This window comes from Algoriphagus aurantiacus (assembly GCF_035156405.1).
In the GTDB taxonomy this organism is placed as follows: Bacteria; Bacteroidota; Bacteroidia; order Cytophagales; family Cyclobacteriaceae; genus Algoriphagus; species Algoriphagus aurantiacus.
The window spans coordinates 23454-41524 of record NZ_JAXRUT010000009.1 but is presented as its reverse complement, the minus strand read 5'-3'; the positions used below and the strand labels follow the sequence as shown (position 1 = coordinate 41524).

Sequence of the window (18071 nt, the reverse complement as noted above, 5' to 3'; positions counted from 1 at the left end):
TTGGTTATACCTAATGCTTTCTTTAGTTCTATTAAAATAAACTACCCTGTACTGTGGTTTTCTTAGTTGCCTGGATGGTTCCTTTTAGCATTTCCTGCATAAGGCGAAGAAACCCAGGTTCCCAATTTTCAGAGTGAATTTTCAGATCTTTGCCTTCATAGTCTATCGGTCCAAGCATTTTTTCATAACCTATGATCATGCTCCAGATGGTATAAAAGGTGATTTCCGGTTGTAGTTCAGTACGAATACTTCCGTCTTTGATTCCTTGACTCACCATCATTATTCCTATTTTGGCAGGTTCATGATGGATTTCCAGTAGCTTCTGAAAATGGGTAGATTCCAGTGTTTTCGGATCTATTAACTTGCGGGTTTCCGGGTTGTTGTACTTCTTGAGAAGATCTAGGAAATTAAGAATGGAATCATAGTAGACTTGATTTGATTTCGCAAAAGCAACGATTCTCACCAATAGGTCCGAGAGCATTTCCAAGCCGGATTTTCCTTTGGATCTATACACATCTCTAAATTCATCTTTAAATTGATCGAAGGCTTTTTTTGTCAAAGCCATAAAAAGGTCTTCTTTATTTTTATAATAGAAATAGGTGAGGCCTTTACTTATTCCTGCTGCTTTGGCCACGTCTTCCATTCGGGTGGCTAAATAGCCTTTGGAAGTAAAAAGTGTAACAGCTGAATCTAAAATGAGTTTTTCCTTGTTTTTCTCTACTGCCATTAGTTTTATTCTTTTTCTAAAAATCCAATTCAAAGGTATTAAACTTGGGTCAAAAACTGAGTTTTACGTCCACTTTATTTGGCTGAATTTCAAATAAAAAAGGCTTTAAGAATTTCCTAAAGCCTTTTTTGGGTGAGTATCATGGACTTACTTTACTTCCACGATGTAGTAATTTTTCTTTCCTTTTTGAACAAGCAGATATTTGTTTTGAAGAAGAGTCAAGTTTAATTCAGCGTTCGGGTTGGAAAGCTTTTCTTTGTTGATGCTCACGCCACCTCCTTGGATCATTTTTCTTGCTTCGCCTTTAGATGGAAATACAACTCCTTGAGTGATTTCGCCGAAGAGATCCAAAGTAGAGTTTAAAGATTCGTATTCATTCTTATCAATTTGAACCTGAGGAACTCCTTCGAAAACCTGTAAGAAAGTACGCTCATCCAATGCGGCCAAATCTTCGTTGGAAGACTTACCAAATAGAATTTCTGAAGCTTTTACTGCCATCTCAAAATCAGATTCTCCATGCACCATGATGGTGATTTGTTTAGCTATCTCCTTTTGCAATACACGTAGGTGAGGCGCTTCTGCATGTTCGGCTTCAAGTTTCTCGATGGTTGACTGATCTAAAACCGTGAAAATCCGGATGTATTTTGACGCGTCTTCATCAGACACATTCAGCCAAAACTGGTAGAATGCATAAGGAGAAGTTTTCTCTGGATCCAGCCATACTGAGCCGCCTTCGGTTTTTCCGAATTTGGTGCCGTCAGCTTTGGTGATCAATGGTACAGTCAATGCATAAGCACTTCCTCCGCCCATTCTTCTAATCAACTCGGTACCTGTGACGATATTTCCCCACTGATCTGATCCTCCCAGTTGAATGGAGCAGTTTTTATTTTTCCACAAATGATAAAAATCGTAGCCTTGGATTAACTGGTAAGTAAATTCTGTGAAAGAAAGGCCATTCCCATCCTCTAGACGTCTTTTAACAGAGTCTTTTGACATCATATAATTCACAGTGATGTGCTTTCCAATATCCCGAATGAAATCCAAAAAGCAGAATTCAGACATCCAGTCGTAATTATTTACAAGCTCGGCTTTATTTGAAGTAGATCCAGAAAAATCCAAAAACTTCGCAAGCTGACCTTGAATGCAATCCACATTATGATCTAAAGTAGCTTTATCCAAGAGATTTCTCTCGGCGGATTTGAAGGAAGGATCTCCGATCATCCCAGTAGCCCCGCCCACCAAAGCAAATGGCTTGTGGCCAGCACGCTGGAAGTGAAGTAAGGTCATTACTCCAACCAAGTGGCCAATATGTAAGGAATCTGCTGTAGGGTCAAAGCCTAGATATGCCGAAGCCATACCTTTAGTAAGGTGTTCTTCGATTTCTGGGGTCATATCCTGAAGCATGCCTCTCCAGCGTAATTCTTCTATAAATGAGTTCATTCGATGTGTTGGATTTTTCGAGGTGCAAATATAGCCTTGTCTCCGTAAGGAATAAAGTAATCCTTGAATCCATTAATTGATTTTAATTCTATTTACTGCGAATAATTCTACATACAGCAGCACTCGAAGTAGGATATGAACGTACGGCCCGATGGACAACAATAGCACTTGCAATGTTCAAAGAAGCAAATTACTCCGACGGACATTGCTTTGCATGTGGCTGTACAGATCTGAATATTGGTAAAACAGTAGGAATGCCTAGGCCAAGAAATTATCTATTTCCTGGCTGGGAGGGTTTGCCAGATGGTTTGCAATGGAGAATTGTACTAATATCAGCTTAAAATAATGCCGGAGAATGGCTAGAAAACAATGAGACTAGACCTGTATTTGAAGTAAAAAATATGCCTTGAAAAGTAGATCAGGATATAGACCAACAGCTAGAGAAAGCTATTGAAGAATTACTTAAAGAGGTAGATTGAGAAATTTAATCAAAAAAACCTGATAGGGTACCAGGTTTTTTTTGATTAATACTCTTGCTCAAAAATGATTACTGATACGATTTGGTATTCAGCGTTTCGTCATTTTTGAAAAAATCAGTGAGTTTTCCGAAGGAATTTTCGAAATAACCATCCAACATTTTTTTAATAATGAAAGAACGATATTCGTCTTTCGATACTATCGGAAAGTACTCATGACTTTTACCGTAGGACTTGTGGCTTACAAATCCTTTGCGTTCCAATATTCTAACAATCGTTGAAACAGTGTTGTATGCAGGCTTTGGCTCGGTCATAGGGGTAAGGATGTCTTTGACGAATCCTCGCTCGATTTCCCAGAGGATCTGCATGATCTCCTCTTCGGCTCTTGTTAATGGTTTCATAAGTAAGGCGTTAAGTTTTAATTGCAAGAAAATTATTCGTTTAGTTTCACAATTGCAAAAAAAACTACCTTTACTTTTAATATTTTTTAACTAAAGAGATGTGGTGTTTGTATATCCATTTATCAATTTCAAAAAAAATGGCCTCGTATGAGGCCAAAAAACTAAGCAGGTCTTAACTTAATTATCCGTGTCATGTGAAGCAATTTGACGATTGGATAAGTAGGGTCAAACTCATACCACTTCACTGCAAAGTTGGGCCTGTTAGGAAGCCTGTGGTGATTGTTTTGGAATAGCTCTCCCAACATCAATACATCCAACAATAGACTGTTTTTAGAATGATCGTTGTTGTCGAAGTTTGCATATCCATACTTATGTCCACTCCAGTTTACTATAGCTCCATGCACAGGGCCCATAAGGAAGTGGATAGGAAGTAGAAAGTACATCCACCAATGAGTACCTGGCATATCAAACACAGAAATACAGAGTACATAGATGGCAACATACAATAATCCCCAACTTACTCTGACGAGCATGGTATCTGCAAATTTGTCAAACTTGTTCCAATCTGGAATGTCTTTGGAGAATCTTTCCTCTGGTTTTAAGCGAAAAGAAAAGTACTCATTGTAGATGTTTTTTGTCTTCCACATCATAGTAAATAAATTCTCTGTATGATGCGGGCTATGTGGATCCTTTGGAGTATCACTATAGGCATGATGCATTCTATGCAGAATAGCATATGCTCTCGGTGATAGGTATGAACTACCCTGCCACATCCATGTGAAGAAGTAGAAGAATTTTTCCCAATACTTGTTCATGTAGAACATCTGATGGGCCGCGTATCTATGCAAGAAGAAGCTTTGGCAAAACAAAGAGAAATACCAATGCATCAGGAAGAAAATAATAATTATCACTCGGTGTAGGATTTAAGTTAAGGCTGGCTGCAAATATAATGTACCGTATTTTAAGTAACGAATTTCAAGTCTGTTCCATTCCATTTTATGAGATGATTTTATGAGATGATATTTGATGATATTTATCAGGTTTTGAGAAATGTTAACCTAAATCTGTATTTTTATTTTTATGGAAAAGACAAACAAACCCTTTAACTTTTTAGTCAAAATTCTTTTATGCGGGATTGCGGTGCTTATAGCTGAATTCTTTTTGTCAGGTATTCATATTGATACCTTTGTGACTGGATTCATATTGGCAGCCGTAATCATATTGATCAATATTACACTAAAACCTTTATTGATAATATTGACTTTTCCGATCACAGTGTTGACTCTCGGACTATTTTTACTTGTAATAAATGCATTGATGATCATGCTGGCTGATAGAATTATTCCGGGATTTCAGGTTGATGGTTTTTGGTGGGCAATTTTGTTTGCGATTGTACTGAGTGTTATCAATTCACTTTTCGGAAATAATTTAAATCCTTCTGGTTGATAGAAAAATATCTAAATACTTGATAATCAATTATAAAAATCAGTATTCATTGAAGGATTCGAATACTGGAACAAATAGATTTTCACTAAAATGACTTTTATTAATCCTTATATCACTTAAAGTGATTCTGGTTTGTTAAATCTGAACAAGTTAAAAAAATGCCTTTCATTGGGCTAATTCATGGGATTATTACAACTTTCCAGTTCAATTTCAGATTCAAAATTTTAAACTCCTTAGAATTACTCAATTTTATAGCAATTTCTTTATCAGACTTTGTTCATTTAATTAAATTCGATTAGATTTTGATGTTATATTACTATTCGATTTAGTATTATTGGATTGCTAATCACTTAAAAGTTATTGTTCTTTAAATATTTGACCCATGTCAATTTCAAATCCAGGTTTTGATCAAACGCGCATTGAAGAGCTGAAGGAAGAGCTAAGAATGCTTAATAAAACGTTTAAAATCATTCCCGACGAAGAAAACTCTGAGGAGTTTGTGAATTTCTATTTTATTGGAATGTATCAAGGTAAAGAAGTCATTTACGATGCAGCATTATACACACTCAGATTACATCATGCTAGTGAAGTGTACGAACTAGCTGAGCACAAGGCAGCTCAGAAATTTCCAAACTTCAAAGGCATCTCATATGAAGAAGATGAAAATGGTAATTTAAAGCCGTTGACTAGCGAAGAGGAAGAGATTGGTTGGTTTATTACCGAGATTATTATGGAGATAGAGGAAGAAGAAAGTGTTAAAGTGCAGGAATTCGTTGATGTAGATACTCATCATGACTTTGGAATCGGTGTTGATGCCGCTTTGAATATAGATCGTATTGAGGAGGCTGTCATATCAAGCTTTGTTAAGGAGTTTAATGACGATACTCTAGAGCTTGATGATACCATGTATGCTTTTCAGTCTGAGGAAGAAGATTTCGAAGATTGAACTTATTGAATTGGAACAAAACTATTACGCTTGCTAACCACAAGCGTTTTTTATGCTAAAAATTGCCTTTTCACCTATTTACAAACACCCTTTGCCCAAAGGTCATAGATTTCCAATGGAAAAATATGAGTTGCTCCCAGGTCAATTGCTGCACGAAGGGATAGTAAAAGAAGAGAATTTATTTGAACCAAAACCCTTAGACGAAAAGTGGATTCTGAACACGCACACAGAGGAGTATTATGGTAGGCTCAAAAACTTAGCTTTATCAAAATCTGAAGTTCGAGCTACTGGTTTTCCATTATCCATGGACCTTGTGGAAAGGGAAATCACAATTTTAAATGGCTCAGTTCAAGCGGCAGAATATGCTTTGGAGCATGGAATAGCAATGAATATAGCAGGTGGTACACATCATGCATATGCGGATAGGGGTGAAGGGTTTTGCTTGCTAAATGATATTGCAGTAGCGGCAAATTATTTGATTGATAATCAAAGTACTAAGAAGGTTCTTGTAATAGATCTAGACGTACATCAAGGAAATGGAACAGCAAGCATATTTTCTAATAACCCTGATGTTTTCACGTTCAGCATGCATGGAGAAAAGAATTATCCTATGCGTAAAGAAGTCTCTGATTTGGATTGCGCTATACCTGATGGCACAAAAGATGACGTATATCTTAGGATTCTTCAATCTCAACTTGAAATTATTTTAAATGATTTTTCACCTGATTTTATAATATATCAAGCTGGAGTAGATGTATTAGAAAGTGATAAATTAGGGAGATTGGCGATGAGTATTGAAGGAGTGAAAAATAGAGATGCAATCGTTTTGAATCTTGCTAAATCACTCAATTTGCCTATTATGTGCTGTATGGGCGGAGGATATTCTTCCAAAGTATCCAAAATTGTAGAAGCTCATACCCAAGTTTACAGGTTGGCTCAAGATCTATATTTCTAAACTGTAATTGTCAAATTTACCCATAGATCGCAAGTCAATTCTTGTAAAATCAATACTTTCTTTATATTTGCGCCCTTGTAATCAATAACATGAACAAAGTGAAAAGAGGACTAAAACTAATCGGTGCATTGAGCCTTGCTGCAGTGCTTTTATACGGCTGCGATACAGCTGGAACTTCTACAGCAACTGAAGAAAACACTTCAAAAGAAGTTAAACAAGGTGATTTGAATATTGCTTTTGTTTATACAGATAGCGTAATCAACAAGTATGATTACTTCAAAACTAAATCAGAAGAGCTAACGGAAAAAGGGAAGAGATTTGAAGGAGATCTTCAAGGTAGAGCTAGTGGTTTTCAGCAGGAAGTTCAAAATTTCCAACAAACTGGCGGAAATATGACTCAGAACCAAGCTAGAGCTAAGCAAGAGGAATTGGCAAAAAAAGAGCAAAACCTAATGACTTATCGTGATAATCTGATGCAAGAATTATCAGCTGACGAAGCTGCACTTTATAGTGAAGTGTACGATAGAGTTCAGAAGTACCTTAAATCATATGCTGAAAGCAATGACCTTACGATGATTTTGAGCTACACTAGAGGTGGAGCCGTATGGTATGGAAATGATGCTCTTGACCTTACTGAGTCTGTAATAGAAGGATTAAACAAGGAGTATACTGCAGCTCCTGCAGACACAGCAAAATAAGCTTAGATACTTCTTCCAATAATGAAACCCGGCTTAGGCTGGGTTTTTTTGTGGGAAAAAATTGGGTATTTTTGGGCCTCTAACGAAAAATTATAGAATGAAAATCACTGAATTTTTAAAGCACAATTATAGACACTTCAATGCAGCTGCCTTGATCGATGCAGCTGAAGGTTATAAAAGCCATTTGGACAATGGTGGCAAGATGATGGTCACTCTTGCGGGCGCTATGTCCACTGCAGAGTTGGGTATTTCTCTCGCGGAAATGATCCGTCAGGACAAGATTCAAATAATCACTTGTACTGGGGCTAATTTGGAAGAGGATGTGTTCAATTTGGTTGCACATGATTATTATGAACGAATTCCAAATTACCGAGAACTTACGCCAGCTCAAGAGCAGGATTTGGTAGAGCGACATATGAATCGGGTGACTGATACCTGTATTCCAGAAATGGAAGCAATGCGAAGAATTGAGCATGTGATTTTAGAAGAATGGGTGAAGGCCGATCAAGCTGGAGAAGCATTTTTCCCACATGAGTTTTTCTATAAAATATTGCTTTCGGGCAAGCTGGAAGACTCTTATCAAATAGATCCAAAGGATAGTTGGTTACTAGAAGCTGCCAAAAAGAACATTCCCATCATTGTACCGGGATGGGAAGATTCTACTTTGGGAAATATGTTTGCAGGTCACGTGATTTCGGGTGATGTGAAGAATGTGCACACTGTTCGTACCGGAATTGAGTACATGATGTATCTCGCAGAATGGTACACAAATACAGCAACAGATGAAAGTACTATAGGATTTTTCCAAATTGGCGGGGGAATTGCAGGAGACTTCCCTATATGTGTGGTGCCGATGTTGCATCAGGATTTACAACGGGAAAATGTGCCTCTTTGGGGCTATTTCTGCCAAATCTCTGATTCGACCACTTCTTATGGTTCGTATTCTGGAGCTGTGCCAAATGAAAAAATCACTTGGGGCAAACTAGGAATCGATACACCGAAATTTATTATCGAGTCTGATGCAACGATCGTAGCACCTTTGGTATTTGCCATTGTGCTAGATCAATAAATTATGAGAAAATTCAAAAACGTATTTAAAAGAGCAAGTAGCGTAATGCTGCTTGCTTTTTGCTTTTCATTCAATCTTCAAGCTCAAAAAGTGGTGTCACTTTCTGGCGCAAATAGTCCCCAGGACGATATGAATCCTGTTTGGATAGGAGATAATACATTACTGTTTACTCGTGCTTTTCACCCAAATAATGTCGGAGGAGTCACAGATCCTGGTGATATATGGATGACAAAAAAGTCTGATTCTGGAGAATGGCAAGACGCAGTCCATCGAACAGATCTCAGCACGGATGGATATGATTTTTCTCTAGGACTTGAGGATTTTCTTACACTCTTAGTATATCACACCGGTGGTCAGAGATTCGGGATTTATCAGTACTCCAAATTTGGTACTGATTGGAATTTTCTTCGTCAGGTATCAATGGATGGATTGGCTGGACTTACTGGCCAAGTTAGCGGACGTGTAGCATCTGGAGGTAAAGTGATTTTTCTTTCAGGAGAAGGAAAAGATTCCAAAGGAAACGAAGATATCTATGTCAGTGAGAAAATTGGTCCGATTGAGTGGTCCAAACCTGTAAATATCGGTTCGGCAGTCAATACAATGGGGCAAGAGATGAGTCCTTTTTATGATACCAAGTCTGGACAATTGTATTTCTCATCCAATATGCATGAAGGTGCAGAAGGAAAAGATATTTTTATAGCTAAGCGAATGGGTGAAGGTTGGAATAACTGGAGTAAGCCGGTGATTTGGGAACAAGTGAGTTCCCCTGGATCCGAAGTTTCAGTCACTTTTATCAATGAGGAGGAAGTAGTATGGACAAGTACTCAGAATAGTGATGGGTTTGCAGATTTATTGACTTTCGAAACTGTAGTTCCATTGGAGATTCCTGAGGAATTTACTGCAGCATTAGCTAGTGTGGAGCCAGAGGAAGCTAAAGCTATGTCAATTGTGCCGATTTATCCTTCATCAGCGGTTGGCTTTCCTGAAGTAAAAGTTACAGAGGAAACTGCTGAAAAGGAAGAAAGTCCTATTTCTTGGTTTGTAGTAGATGCTAAAAATAGGACATTGGTTCCTTTCTCTATAAGTTGGAAAGCTGGTGAAAATACAATTTCAAACATGTCAACTGATTCACTTAAATTATCTGATTTGGTAAACTCACAGGTGAAAGAAGTAAAAGTAAATGCTGAAGGCTATTTTCCAAAGTCAGTTTTACTAAGTGAGGTAAAAACTGGTGAACCGACAGTAGTGCTGATGACAAAGGCAGAGTCTGGAAGCATAGTATTATTGGATAATGTAAGCTTCAAACGAGGAACAGCAGAATTGGAAGGAGAGCAGACCAAAGAGTCTTTGGCAGAATTGGCAGATTTCCTTTTGGAAAATCCTGAAATGAAACTTAGAATTCATGGTCACACCGACAGTGCGGGTGATCCTGGACTGAATAAGGCACTATCTCTAGAAAGAGCGGGAAGCGTAAGAGATTTCTTAATCGAGCAAGGAGTTCCTTTTGAAAGCTTGAGAATCTCAGGTTGGGGTGGCACGCGACCATTTGCTTCCAACGCAACAGAAGTTGGTAGATCAAAAAACAGAAGGGTAGAACTAGAAGTAGAACGATAAATAAATAAAACGGCTTTGAATTTTTTTTCAAAGCCGTTTTATACTTGTTAAAGAGAGAAGTCTCCTCTATAATCCCGCTTCACAAATTGATTGGCCGGCTCGAAATTGGTGACCTTCATATTTGGTCCATCCCATAAGAGTTGGATTCCTCTTCCTGGGTAATCAAACTGATTCGCATTATTAGATTTAGTATTCCTATAATCATAGCTTCTGATAGCTAGATTACCCATCAACACGGATTCTGTTAGAGGGCCGGCGATTGAGAATGGAGAACTCAAATTTCTATACGCTTCAGAACCATGCCCTGCAATACAAGCTTCTACCCAGTTATTATAGTGACCGGAATCTCCGCCTGGCACTCTATATAGTGTCTCCGGCACCTTTATATCTTTTGTCTTTGAAGTAGGAAGAAGCTGTGGGTTTATTCCATAAGTAGAGCACATCATTTTACCCTTGGTTCCCTCGATGATCACGCCGTTTCCACCGTCACCCATTTGCTCATTAGGAGCCAATTCCTCAGGTCTGTTTGGCTGAATCCCGCCATCCATCCAGTGGAATTCAAGATCTTCTTTACCTGGTCTATCAAATCGCAACGTAATGTGAGAAGAGGGAGGGCAACTTTCAGGGAAATAGCCTCTTTGAAATTCTCCTACATAAACAGATCCTACTGAGCATTCGGCAGATTTTGGATAGCCAAGCCCAAGTACTCGGAAGGGAGGTTCCATGATGTGACATGCCATATCACCCAGTGCTCCTGTTCCATAATCCCACCAACCCCTCCAATTGAATGGAACAAGGTTACCAACATAGTCTTTATAGGGAGCTGTACCTAACCACAGATTCCAGTCCAAATCAGCCGGAGGAGTAACAGGCTCAGTTGGCCACTGGATTCCTTGAGGCCAGACTGGTCGATCTGTCCAGGAATAAACCTTGGTAGCTTCACCAATTAGCCCAGCTTCATACCATTCTACCATTTTGCGAACTCCATCACCCGAAGAGCCTTGGTTACCCATTTGGGTGACTACTTTATATTTTTCTGCTGCTTCCGTTAGCATTCTTGCCTCATAGATATCGTGGGCAAGTGGTTTTTGCACATACACATGCTTACCCATCTTCATTGCCGCCATAGCTGCAACTGCATGCGTGTGATCGGGGGTTGATACCGTAACTGCGTCAATGTTGTTTTCCTCCTTTTCCAACATCTCTCTGTAATCCGTGTAGTATTTTGCCTTTGGGTGCAATTCTCTACTTGCCTTAGCTCTGGTATCGTCTACATCGCAAAGTGCGATGAAATCCACCTTTTTTGTTCGGGTTATACCTCGTACGTCACTTCCGCCCATTCCTCCGACGCCAATACTTGCTACACGGAGTTTATCACTTGGGGCTATAAAGCCTGGTCCACCTAAGACATTTCTTGGAACAATGTAAAATCCTGCAGCAGCTAATGCTGAACCTTTAAGGAATTTTCTCCGGGAACTCCCAGAACCTGAGCCATTACTTTTCATTAGATTAATAGTTATGTTAAAGAGGGTTTTTGGTATTTTCTTGAGTCAGACTATTTTTAGACTCTATGAAAATTGAAATTATCAAAAACAAGTCACAATCTTGAGTCCATCCATATAAATACTTTAAGGTGATGCTGTGATTAGTTGAGTTGAGGGTTAGGTTATTTGTTTTTCTATAAAATCAATTAGTATAAGAGGTCTTATTAAAAAAAATAAATTAAGTTTACTCAAACCTTTATTTTATGAAACATTCCTTATGGATTTTTGCTGCACTTGCAGTATTTTCTATTAGTTCCTGCCAAGCACCAGATTCAGTTAAACTTGAAGATACTGGGATCATCCCAATTCCGAGCTCAATTTCACCCCAATCTGGCGTGTATGAACTAACCTCAAGTTCTTCAATCAAGTTGATTGGCAATAGTGAGGATTTATCAAGAGTTGGTGGTTTTCTAGCGGATAAATTACGACCAGCTACAGGATATGATATACCTGTATCCACCGAAAGTGGAGATTTGATTTTGGAATTGACCAGTGGGGAAGCTTCCGAAAAATATAGTATTGAAATTACAAGTGATCAGGTGAAAATCTCATCAACTTCTGAAGCAGGACTTTACTATGGTATGCAGACACTGATCAAGACATTACCTGTGGAAATTGAAAATACTACTAAAGTAGATAGGGATTGGATAATTGGGAATGGTAAGATAGAAGATGAGCCTGAGTTTGCTTATCGAGGAGCTATGCTGGATGTAGCTAGACATTTCATCAGTGTAGAAGATGTGAAACATTACATCGATCAGATGGGAAGTCTGAAATTCAACTATTTACACTTGCATTTATCGGATGATCAAGGTTGGAGAATTGAAATCAAATCGTGGCCAAAACTGACTGAAATTGGTGGGAAAACTGAAGTAGGAGGTACTGAAGGTGGTTTTTTTACCCAAGAAGATTATACTGAAATCGTCAAACATGCAGCAGATCGGTTTATCACAGTCGTACCTGAAATAGATATGCCAGGTCATACAAATGCTGCTTTGGCTTCCTACGGAGAATTGAATCCAGGTGTGAATTTGCCAGATGGTGACTTTGCTACCATGACTGAAGGTAAAATTGATTTTGACATTCTTGACAGCAACCCAAAGCCAGCAGAGCTTTACACAGGTATTGAGGTAGGTTTTAGCACATTCGCTACCAACAAAGAAATCACCTATACTTTCGTGGAAGATGTTATTAGAGAGCTTGTTGAGCTAACACCAGGCCCATATATTCATATTGGAGGGGATGAGTCTCATGTGACAGAAAAGGATGATTACATCTATTTTGTGGAACGGGTTCAGGACATTGTCACCAAGTATGGCAAAAAGAGCATTGGTTGGGATGAAATAGCAACTGCTAAATTATCACCTGGTACAGTAGCTCAATTTTGGGCTTTGGAAGAAAATGCAACTTTGGCAAAGGAGCAAGGTAACCAGATTCTTATGTCACCAGCTAAACGTGCCTATCTCGACATGCAATATGACTCTACTTCTAGACTTGGCCTTCATTGGGCAGCTTATATAGAACTTGATGACTCCTACAATTGGGATCCAGCAACCTATGCAGACGGAATTAATAAATCTGATATTTTAGGCGTTGAAGCACCGCTGTGGACTGAAACAATTGCCAATCGTGCTGATATTGAATACATGGCTTTCCCTAGATTAGCAGCACTCGCTGAAGTTTCTTGGTCATCCAATGAGAGACGAAATTGGGAGGATTTCCAAAAGAGAATAGCTCAGCAAGGTAAACGATGGGATATCAATGGAATAGGATTCTATAGATCTCCAAAAGTCAATTGGTAAACGATACAGAAGAATTGAAAGACCCGGCATCAACCGGGTTTTTTGCTGCTTAGGAAATGATATTCTTTGAATTTCATTAAAATGAACCTAATATGGTTGTTTATTTAAAATCATCCGATCAAGTAATTTGATTTCTATAACAAGAAAACTTTAATGGGCGAATATATTATTTCCTTTGCTAACTGGATTTGGGGAACACCAATGCTTGTCATTTTAATGGGAGGTGGATTGGTCCTGTTGGTGCATTCAGGTTTTGTCCCATTTCGTAAAATTGGCCATGCAATTGGACTACTTAGGGGGGAATATGATGATAGCCTAGCGCCAGGTCAGATCACTTCATTCCAGGCCTTGTCCTCAGCAATTGCTGCGACGGTAGGCTTAGGGAATATAAGCGGTGTGGCCATTGCTATAAATATGGGTGGCCCAGGTGCCATTTTTTGGATGTGGGTTTCGGCCTTTGTAGGAATGGCTACCAAGTTTTATACCTGTAGCCTAGCCATAATGTATCGCGGAAAAGATTCTGAGGGTCAAATACAAGGAGGTCCGATGTATGTCATTGAAGAGGGTATGGGAAAGAAATGGAAATTTCTCTCTGTGATTTTTTGTGGAGCAGGTATTTTAGGTTTATTGGCCATTTTTCAAGCAAATCAATTAACCGCTGTACTTAGGACTGTGATTTTAGAACCAGCTGGTTTGGATGAAGGTGATAAGACTAGATGGATTATAGGAGTCACGATGATGGTCCTTGTGGCTATTGTAATTCTTGGAGGCATCAAAAGAATAGCTGGAGTAGCCTCTAAAATGGTGCCTTTTATGGTCGGTCTCTATTTTATAACAGTGATTATAATAGTTTTCAAATACATAGGAGATGTGCCTGATATGCTTTTGAAGATCATAACTGATGCATTCACAGGGGAAGCAATGGCTGGCGGTGCAGTAGGGGCAGTGATAATTATAGGAGCGAGAAGAGCAGCATTTTCTAACGAAGCAGGCATCGGAACAGCCCCAATGGTCCACGGAGCTTCCAAAAATAATGAGCCAATTAGAGAGGGTTTGATAGCCATGCTTGGTCCTTTTATCGACACAATAGTGGTTTGCACACTTACTGCCTTAGTGATCATGCTGACGGGAGTATGGGAATCAACAGAGAAGGATGGGGTACGGTTGACTCTAGCTGCTTTTGATATGGCACTTCCTTATGTTGGTAGATATCTATTAATGATTGCAGTACTTGTTTTTGCTTTGTCTACGATGTTCACCTATTCTTACTATGGCCATAAGTGTTTCGGCTATCTGTTTGGAGCAAAAAGAGCTGATTATTACAATTACTTTTATTTGATCACCATTGTGGCAGGTGCTGTGGCGTCTCTAGACGTGGTAATTAGCTTAGTAGACGGTATGTACGCGATTATGGCTGTACCTACTATGATCTCCACCTTTTACTTAGCTCCTAAAGTACGGGTAGCAATGAAGGATTATTTTCATAGAATGAAAAATGCCTAAATAATGAACATCCTGATTTCTCCCAATGCTTTTAAAGGCACTATGAGTGCTCGTGAATCAGGAGAAATTATTCAAGTGTTTATCGAAAGCAAATTCCCTCAGTTCAATACTGAGTTACTTCCAATTGCTGATGGAGGGGATGGAACATGTGAGCTTTTGACTAATATATTAGGCTTGGAGAAAAAAATGACGTGGTCGCTTGATCCATTTGGCAGGCCTATTCTTTGTTCCTATGGCTGGGATAATGATGGTAAAAAAGCTTACATAGACGTTTCTGCGGCTTCTGGAATTGCTTTGTTGGGAAATGAGACATTGAACCCTTTTGTTGCTTCAAGCTTTGGTACAGGACTGCTAGTGAGGAAAGCAATTGATCTTGGGGCTACTGAAATAGTATTAGGACTTGGAGGTAGTGCTACAGTAGATTTAGGTGTTGGAATACTGGCTGCTTTAGGTATTGATTTTTTGGATGAATATGGAAGAGAGTTAACACAATTTAGTCCCGATTTCATATCTAAAATCAGACATATTCAGAAATCCCCCAAGATTTCCAAAGTTAGGTTTTCATGCATCTGTGATGTTAAAAATACTTTTTTAGGGGGTAGGGGAGCTATTCCAGTATTCGGGCCACAGAAAGGGATTTTACCAAGTCAGTTTGAAATGTACCAAGCAGTATGTGAAAAAGTCGTTAAGCAGCTTTACAGAAAACAGATGAAAACTTTCGTAGATGAACCAGGCTTTGGAGCAGCGGGGGGAATAGCATTAGGATTATCAGCTTTTTTTGAAAATGAAATCAAATTGGGTTCAAACTACTTTTTTGAAAAAGTAAAGCTAGAATCCAAAGTGAAATGGGCCGACTGGGTAATCACAGGAGAGGGGAGGTACGACAGCCAATCTATTGAAGGAAAAGCTTGCTTTGAATTGATGCAACTGGCACATAATAATTCTAAAAAAATAGCCTTAATAACATCAGGAAACGAAAATGGAGTACAGCTATTTGACAAGGTGATGACTTTGCCTGATTTAGATTTCTCAAAAACCGATTTCAAAGAGAAGTCCAGACAAAACCTGCAAGCTTTACTAGCGAGTAAGTTCTCTCTGGACACCTGAATTGTTTGATGATTTATACTCTGTGATAATCTGCTTTCCAGTTGTTGATACTTTTTTTAATCTCTTTTGATATAGTATTTTCTTTGATAGACTTGTCTATTAAGGCTAAGATCTCATCGTCCCCTGCGAACCTTAAAGCTATAATTTGGGCTGAAGTAAGTTGATTCTCTTTTTCGTGGAAAGGAGTTCCAGTAAGATTGAAATAGTGTTGTCGCATCTCCAAACGAATGATTCTATTTTGATTTTTAAGTGCATAGATCCGTGGGAGATAAGAGATTAACAGTATAATAAATCCAAGCAATAGAAAATAGATGCTGTCAGAAATAGCCTCGGAAGAACTAAAATCAATTTTCACGACTGTCCACCCGAAGAAAAATAATGTTAAGGGTAAAATAAAAAAATGATGAAAGGGGTAATACTTTGCGTGATTTTGGAAATCCTGTTTTTTTGACATTTTTGAGACATAAAAAAAGGAGGCGCTAGCCTCCTTTTAAGTAAAATATAAGTTATTAATGATCAGCTTTTTTCTTCTTGGTGAAAGTACTTCGAGTATCTATTGCAGTTATTCCGGCTCCAAGACCGATTAATACACATACAATCACAAGGAAGGTTTGGGCTCCTCCAGCAAGTGGAGAGGTGAAAACGTCAAGTAGTATCATGATCAATTTATTGAATTTCTAAAGATTGCTCGAAGATAAATTCTTAACTCCAATTAACCAAAGGAATCTATTTAATCAAACTGATCATCATCGAAATCTTCCTCTTCATCGTCATCATCAAAATCCAAGATGTTATCATCGACAAATTCACTTTCTTCGTCGAGATCGTATTCATCTTCGAAATCATTGCCGAAATCTTCTTCATCAGTGAAGCTGTCGTCATCTTCGAAATCGTCGTCAAAATCCTCCATAGTAGTTTAGATAGGGGTTTTTTAATAGTTGAACGATGCTAATTAAGATAAAAAATCATTTCGCACCATACAGTTGTTATATTTTTTTTCAACTTTTTTTACGCGAATTCTATTTAAATAGTTTGCTGTTCGATTTAAATCAGGTTGCCTGATTTGGATGATAACTTTTATATTTAATTATTGGGTGATTTATGATAACTATGAGTAGTTTTTAGAATCGATTTATAGGTATTCTCCGAATTTCTTTTGGTTTCATCTGCAAAAAAAATGACCCATATGGTGGGTCAACTAAATATTGATTTAATGTATTTTTTTATGAGAGGTTTTGATAGGTAGTCTTTAACTACGCTGTACCTACTTGCTTTATTGATGTCCCTTTCGTCAACGGAACTACTCAAGATGTAAATTTGTGCTTCATTCTTGTCAGTGTTAAAGCTATCTAAGAAATCCCAGCCATTCATTTCTGGCATGTTTAGATCCAAAAATAAATAATTGGGTTTAATGGAATAAATTTCTTTCAGTGCTGCCCTGGCACTCTGGAATTTAAAAAATTGACACGGTTCCTTCACATTTCTAGAAATGAGTTTCTCAGTAACAAATGTACTGATTGGATCGTCATCTATTAAGACAATTGTAAGCATTAAAATACAAAAATACAGGTTTGAAATGCAATATAGCTACTACAAAAGTAATAGGTAATTGATATATTACAAATGTTTAGCCAAATAAGAATTAAAGAATTGTGGTTTTTTTTTGAAAAGAACAGTTTATATAAGACAATTGATCAAAATTGTGTTTTTGCGCTAGTTCATTGGTTAAAATCCCCAAGCCCAAATAAAAAATATTTTGCTGATGGTCATTGGGTATCCTTCATTTCATAAAGGAAGTATTCTATAATTTTGTCTGTCGTTTTCAGTACTTTTTTACTTTTAGTCTTCTGACTGCTGACTTCAGTTACGCCTGTCAAAGTCATCAGCAGTTTATCTTCTGTCTGATCGATAAAATCCACAATTACCTGAACCAACTCATAATTTGTGGTGGTTGGATTGTTGTTCCGGTATGGATTATACATCCAGGGATCCCAGACTCTGTACCCCCAAAAAGGGTATGGAGTAGTGTTTTGATACGTTTCTCTTTTTCTGGGATCTTCATTAGAAGTATAGCGGATGATTAATTCAGGTTCTGTTTTATCATAAACCAATCCTTGTTCTTCCAGAGCTTCTTGCAGGTGAATTTGTACTTGTTGATCTATAAATTGGGAAGAAAATGTTCTCATTCCGACTTCCTGGTTGATGATCACAAAAGACTTGTAAGGCCTTCGAATGGGGACTTCAGTATTTTCTTTGAAAATTTCAATGGCACTACAGGAGCTAAGTCCTAAAAGCAGAAAGGTTATAAAGAAGAAGTGATTTGGGCGTATTCGATTCATAGTT

20 protein-coding genes are annotated in these 18071 nt (G+C 38.2%); 10 read left to right on the top strand and 10 right to left on the bottom strand.

What is annotated here, in order from left to right; translation table 11 throughout:
* Positions 1 to 31: 31 nt before the first annotated feature.
* A complete protein-coding gene (locus SYJ56_RS10845; RefSeq protein ID WP_323834114.1) occupies positions 32 to 727 on the bottom strand; it encodes a TetR/AcrR family transcriptional regulator in 696 nt (231 codons plus the stop codon).
* Between the two features lie 147 nt (positions 728 to 874).
* The gene (gene tyrS, locus SYJ56_RS10840; RefSeq protein ID WP_323834113.1) at positions 875 to 2167 is read right to left on the bottom strand and encodes a tyrosine--tRNA ligase; all 1293 of its coding nucleotides are present in this window, start codon (positions 2165 to 2167) and stop codon (positions 875 to 877) included.
* 173 nt (positions 2168 to 2340) lie between these two features.
* Here tyrS and SYJ56_RS10835 point away from each other — a divergent pair, with 173 nt between their 5' ends.
* A complete protein-coding gene (locus SYJ56_RS10835) occupies positions 2341 to 2508 on the top strand; it encodes a hypothetical protein (protein WP_323834112.1) in 168 nt (55 codons plus the stop codon).
* 206 nt (positions 2509 to 2714) lie between these two features.
* Here the strand turns inward: SYJ56_RS10835 and SYJ56_RS10830 are convergent, their stop codons facing one another.
* A complete protein-coding gene (locus SYJ56_RS10830) occupies positions 2715 to 3044 on the bottom strand; it encodes a BlaI/MecI/CopY family transcriptional regulator (RefSeq protein ID WP_323834111.1) in 330 nt (109 codons plus the stop codon).
* Positions 3045 to 3205: 161 nt separating this feature from the next.
* Positions 3206 to 3955, bottom strand: coding sequence for an acyl-CoA desaturase (locus tag SYJ56_RS10825; protein WP_323834110.1), 750 nt, complete (start codon positions 3953 to 3955; stop codon positions 3206 to 3208).
* Between the two features lie 169 nt (positions 3956 to 4124).
* On the opposite strand from SYJ56_RS10825, the gene SYJ56_RS10820 reads away from it, so the two are divergent.
* From SYJ56_RS10820 to SYJ56_RS10795, 6 genes are all read left to right on the top strand, one after another.
* Entirely contained in the window at positions 4125 to 4490 is a 366-nt protein-coding gene (locus SYJ56_RS10820; protein WP_323834109.1) for a phage holin family protein, read from the top strand.
* A gap of 382 nt (positions 4491 to 4872) precedes the next feature.
* On the top strand, positions 4873 to 5436 hold the full coding sequence (locus SYJ56_RS10815; RefSeq protein WP_323834108.1) for a hypothetical protein: 564 nt from the start codon (positions 4873 to 4875) through the stop codon (positions 5434 to 5436).
* A gap of 52 nt (positions 5437 to 5488) precedes the next feature.
* Complete coding sequence (locus SYJ56_RS10810) at positions 5489 to 6391, top strand: histone deacetylase family protein (RefSeq protein WP_323834107.1); 903 nt, start codon at positions 5489 to 5491, stop codon at positions 6389 to 6391.
* Positions 6392 to 6480: 89 nt separating this feature from the next.
* On the top strand, positions 6481 to 7089 hold the full coding sequence (locus SYJ56_RS10805; protein WP_323834106.1) for an OmpH/Skp family outer membrane protein: 609 nt from the start codon (positions 6481 to 6483) through the stop codon (positions 7087 to 7089).
* 97 nt (positions 7090 to 7186) lie between these two features.
* Positions 7187 to 8158: a deoxyhypusine synthase family protein gene (locus tag SYJ56_RS10800; protein WP_323834105.1), complete on the top strand. Its 972-nt coding sequence runs from the start codon at positions 7187 to 7189 to the stop codon at positions 8156 to 8158.
* Positions 8159 to 8161: 3 nt separating this feature from the next.
* Positions 8162 to 9772, top strand: coding sequence for an OmpA family protein (locus tag SYJ56_RS10795; RefSeq protein WP_323834104.1), 1611 nt, complete (start codon positions 8162 to 8164; stop codon positions 9770 to 9772).
* A gap of 47 nt (positions 9773 to 9819) precedes the next feature.
* Here the strand turns inward: SYJ56_RS10795 and SYJ56_RS10790 are convergent, their stop codons facing one another.
* Positions 9820 to 11277: a Gfo/Idh/MocA family protein gene (locus SYJ56_RS10790; protein ID WP_323834103.1), complete on the bottom strand. Its 1458-nt coding sequence runs from the start codon at positions 11275 to 11277 to the stop codon at positions 9820 to 9822.
* 242 nt (positions 11278 to 11519) lie between these two features.
* On the opposite strand from SYJ56_RS10790, the gene SYJ56_RS10785 reads away from it, so the two are divergent.
* From SYJ56_RS10785 to SYJ56_RS10775, 3 genes are all read left to right on the top strand, one after another.
* Positions 11520 to 13118, top strand: a complete 1599-nt coding sequence (locus tag SYJ56_RS10785; protein ID WP_323834102.1) for a family 20 glycosylhydrolase — start codon at positions 11520 to 11522, stop codon at positions 13116 to 13118.
* Between the two features lie 153 nt (positions 13119 to 13271).
* Positions 13272 to 14621: an alanine/glycine:cation symporter family protein gene (locus tag SYJ56_RS10780; RefSeq protein ID WP_323834101.1), complete on the top strand. Its 1350-nt coding sequence runs from the start codon at positions 13272 to 13274 to the stop codon at positions 14619 to 14621.
* 3 nt (positions 14622 to 14624) lie between these two features.
* Positions 14625 to 15728, top strand: a complete 1104-nt coding sequence (locus SYJ56_RS10775; RefSeq protein WP_323834100.1) for a glycerate kinase — start codon at positions 14625 to 14627, stop codon at positions 15726 to 15728.
* 13 nt (positions 15729 to 15741) lie between these two features.
* Here the strand turns inward: SYJ56_RS10775 and SYJ56_RS10770 are convergent, their stop codons facing one another.
* The 5 genes from SYJ56_RS10770 to SYJ56_RS10750 all read right to left on the bottom strand — a co-directional run bounded on the left by SYJ56_RS10770 (position 15742) and on the right by SYJ56_RS10750 (position 18067).
* Positions 15742 to 16182: a DUF6526 family protein gene (locus tag SYJ56_RS10770; RefSeq protein ID WP_323834099.1), complete on the bottom strand. Its 441-nt coding sequence runs from the start codon at positions 16180 to 16182 to the stop codon at positions 15742 to 15744.
* 55 nt (positions 16183 to 16237) lie between these two features.
* Positions 16238 to 16387: a hypothetical protein gene (locus SYJ56_RS10765; RefSeq protein ID WP_283411818.1), complete on the bottom strand. Its 150-nt coding sequence runs from the start codon at positions 16385 to 16387 to the stop codon at positions 16238 to 16240.
* Between the two features lie 71 nt (positions 16388 to 16458).
* Entirely contained in the window at positions 16459 to 16638 is a 180-nt protein-coding gene (locus SYJ56_RS10760) for a hypothetical protein (RefSeq protein WP_323834098.1), read from the bottom strand.
* Between the two features lie 284 nt (positions 16639 to 16922).
* Positions 16923 to 17279 carry a response regulator gene (locus SYJ56_RS10755; protein WP_323834097.1) on the bottom strand — a complete coding sequence of 119 codons (357 nt, stop codon included), beginning with the start codon at positions 17277 to 17279 and terminating at the stop codon, positions 16923 to 16925.
* Positions 17280 to 17494: 215 nt separating this feature from the next.
* Positions 17495 to 18067 carry a DUF4136 domain-containing protein gene (locus SYJ56_RS10750; protein ID WP_323834096.1) on the bottom strand — a complete coding sequence of 191 codons (573 nt, stop codon included), beginning with the start codon at positions 18065 to 18067 and terminating at the stop codon, positions 17495 to 17497.
* Positions 18068 to 18071 lie beyond the last annotated feature (4 nt).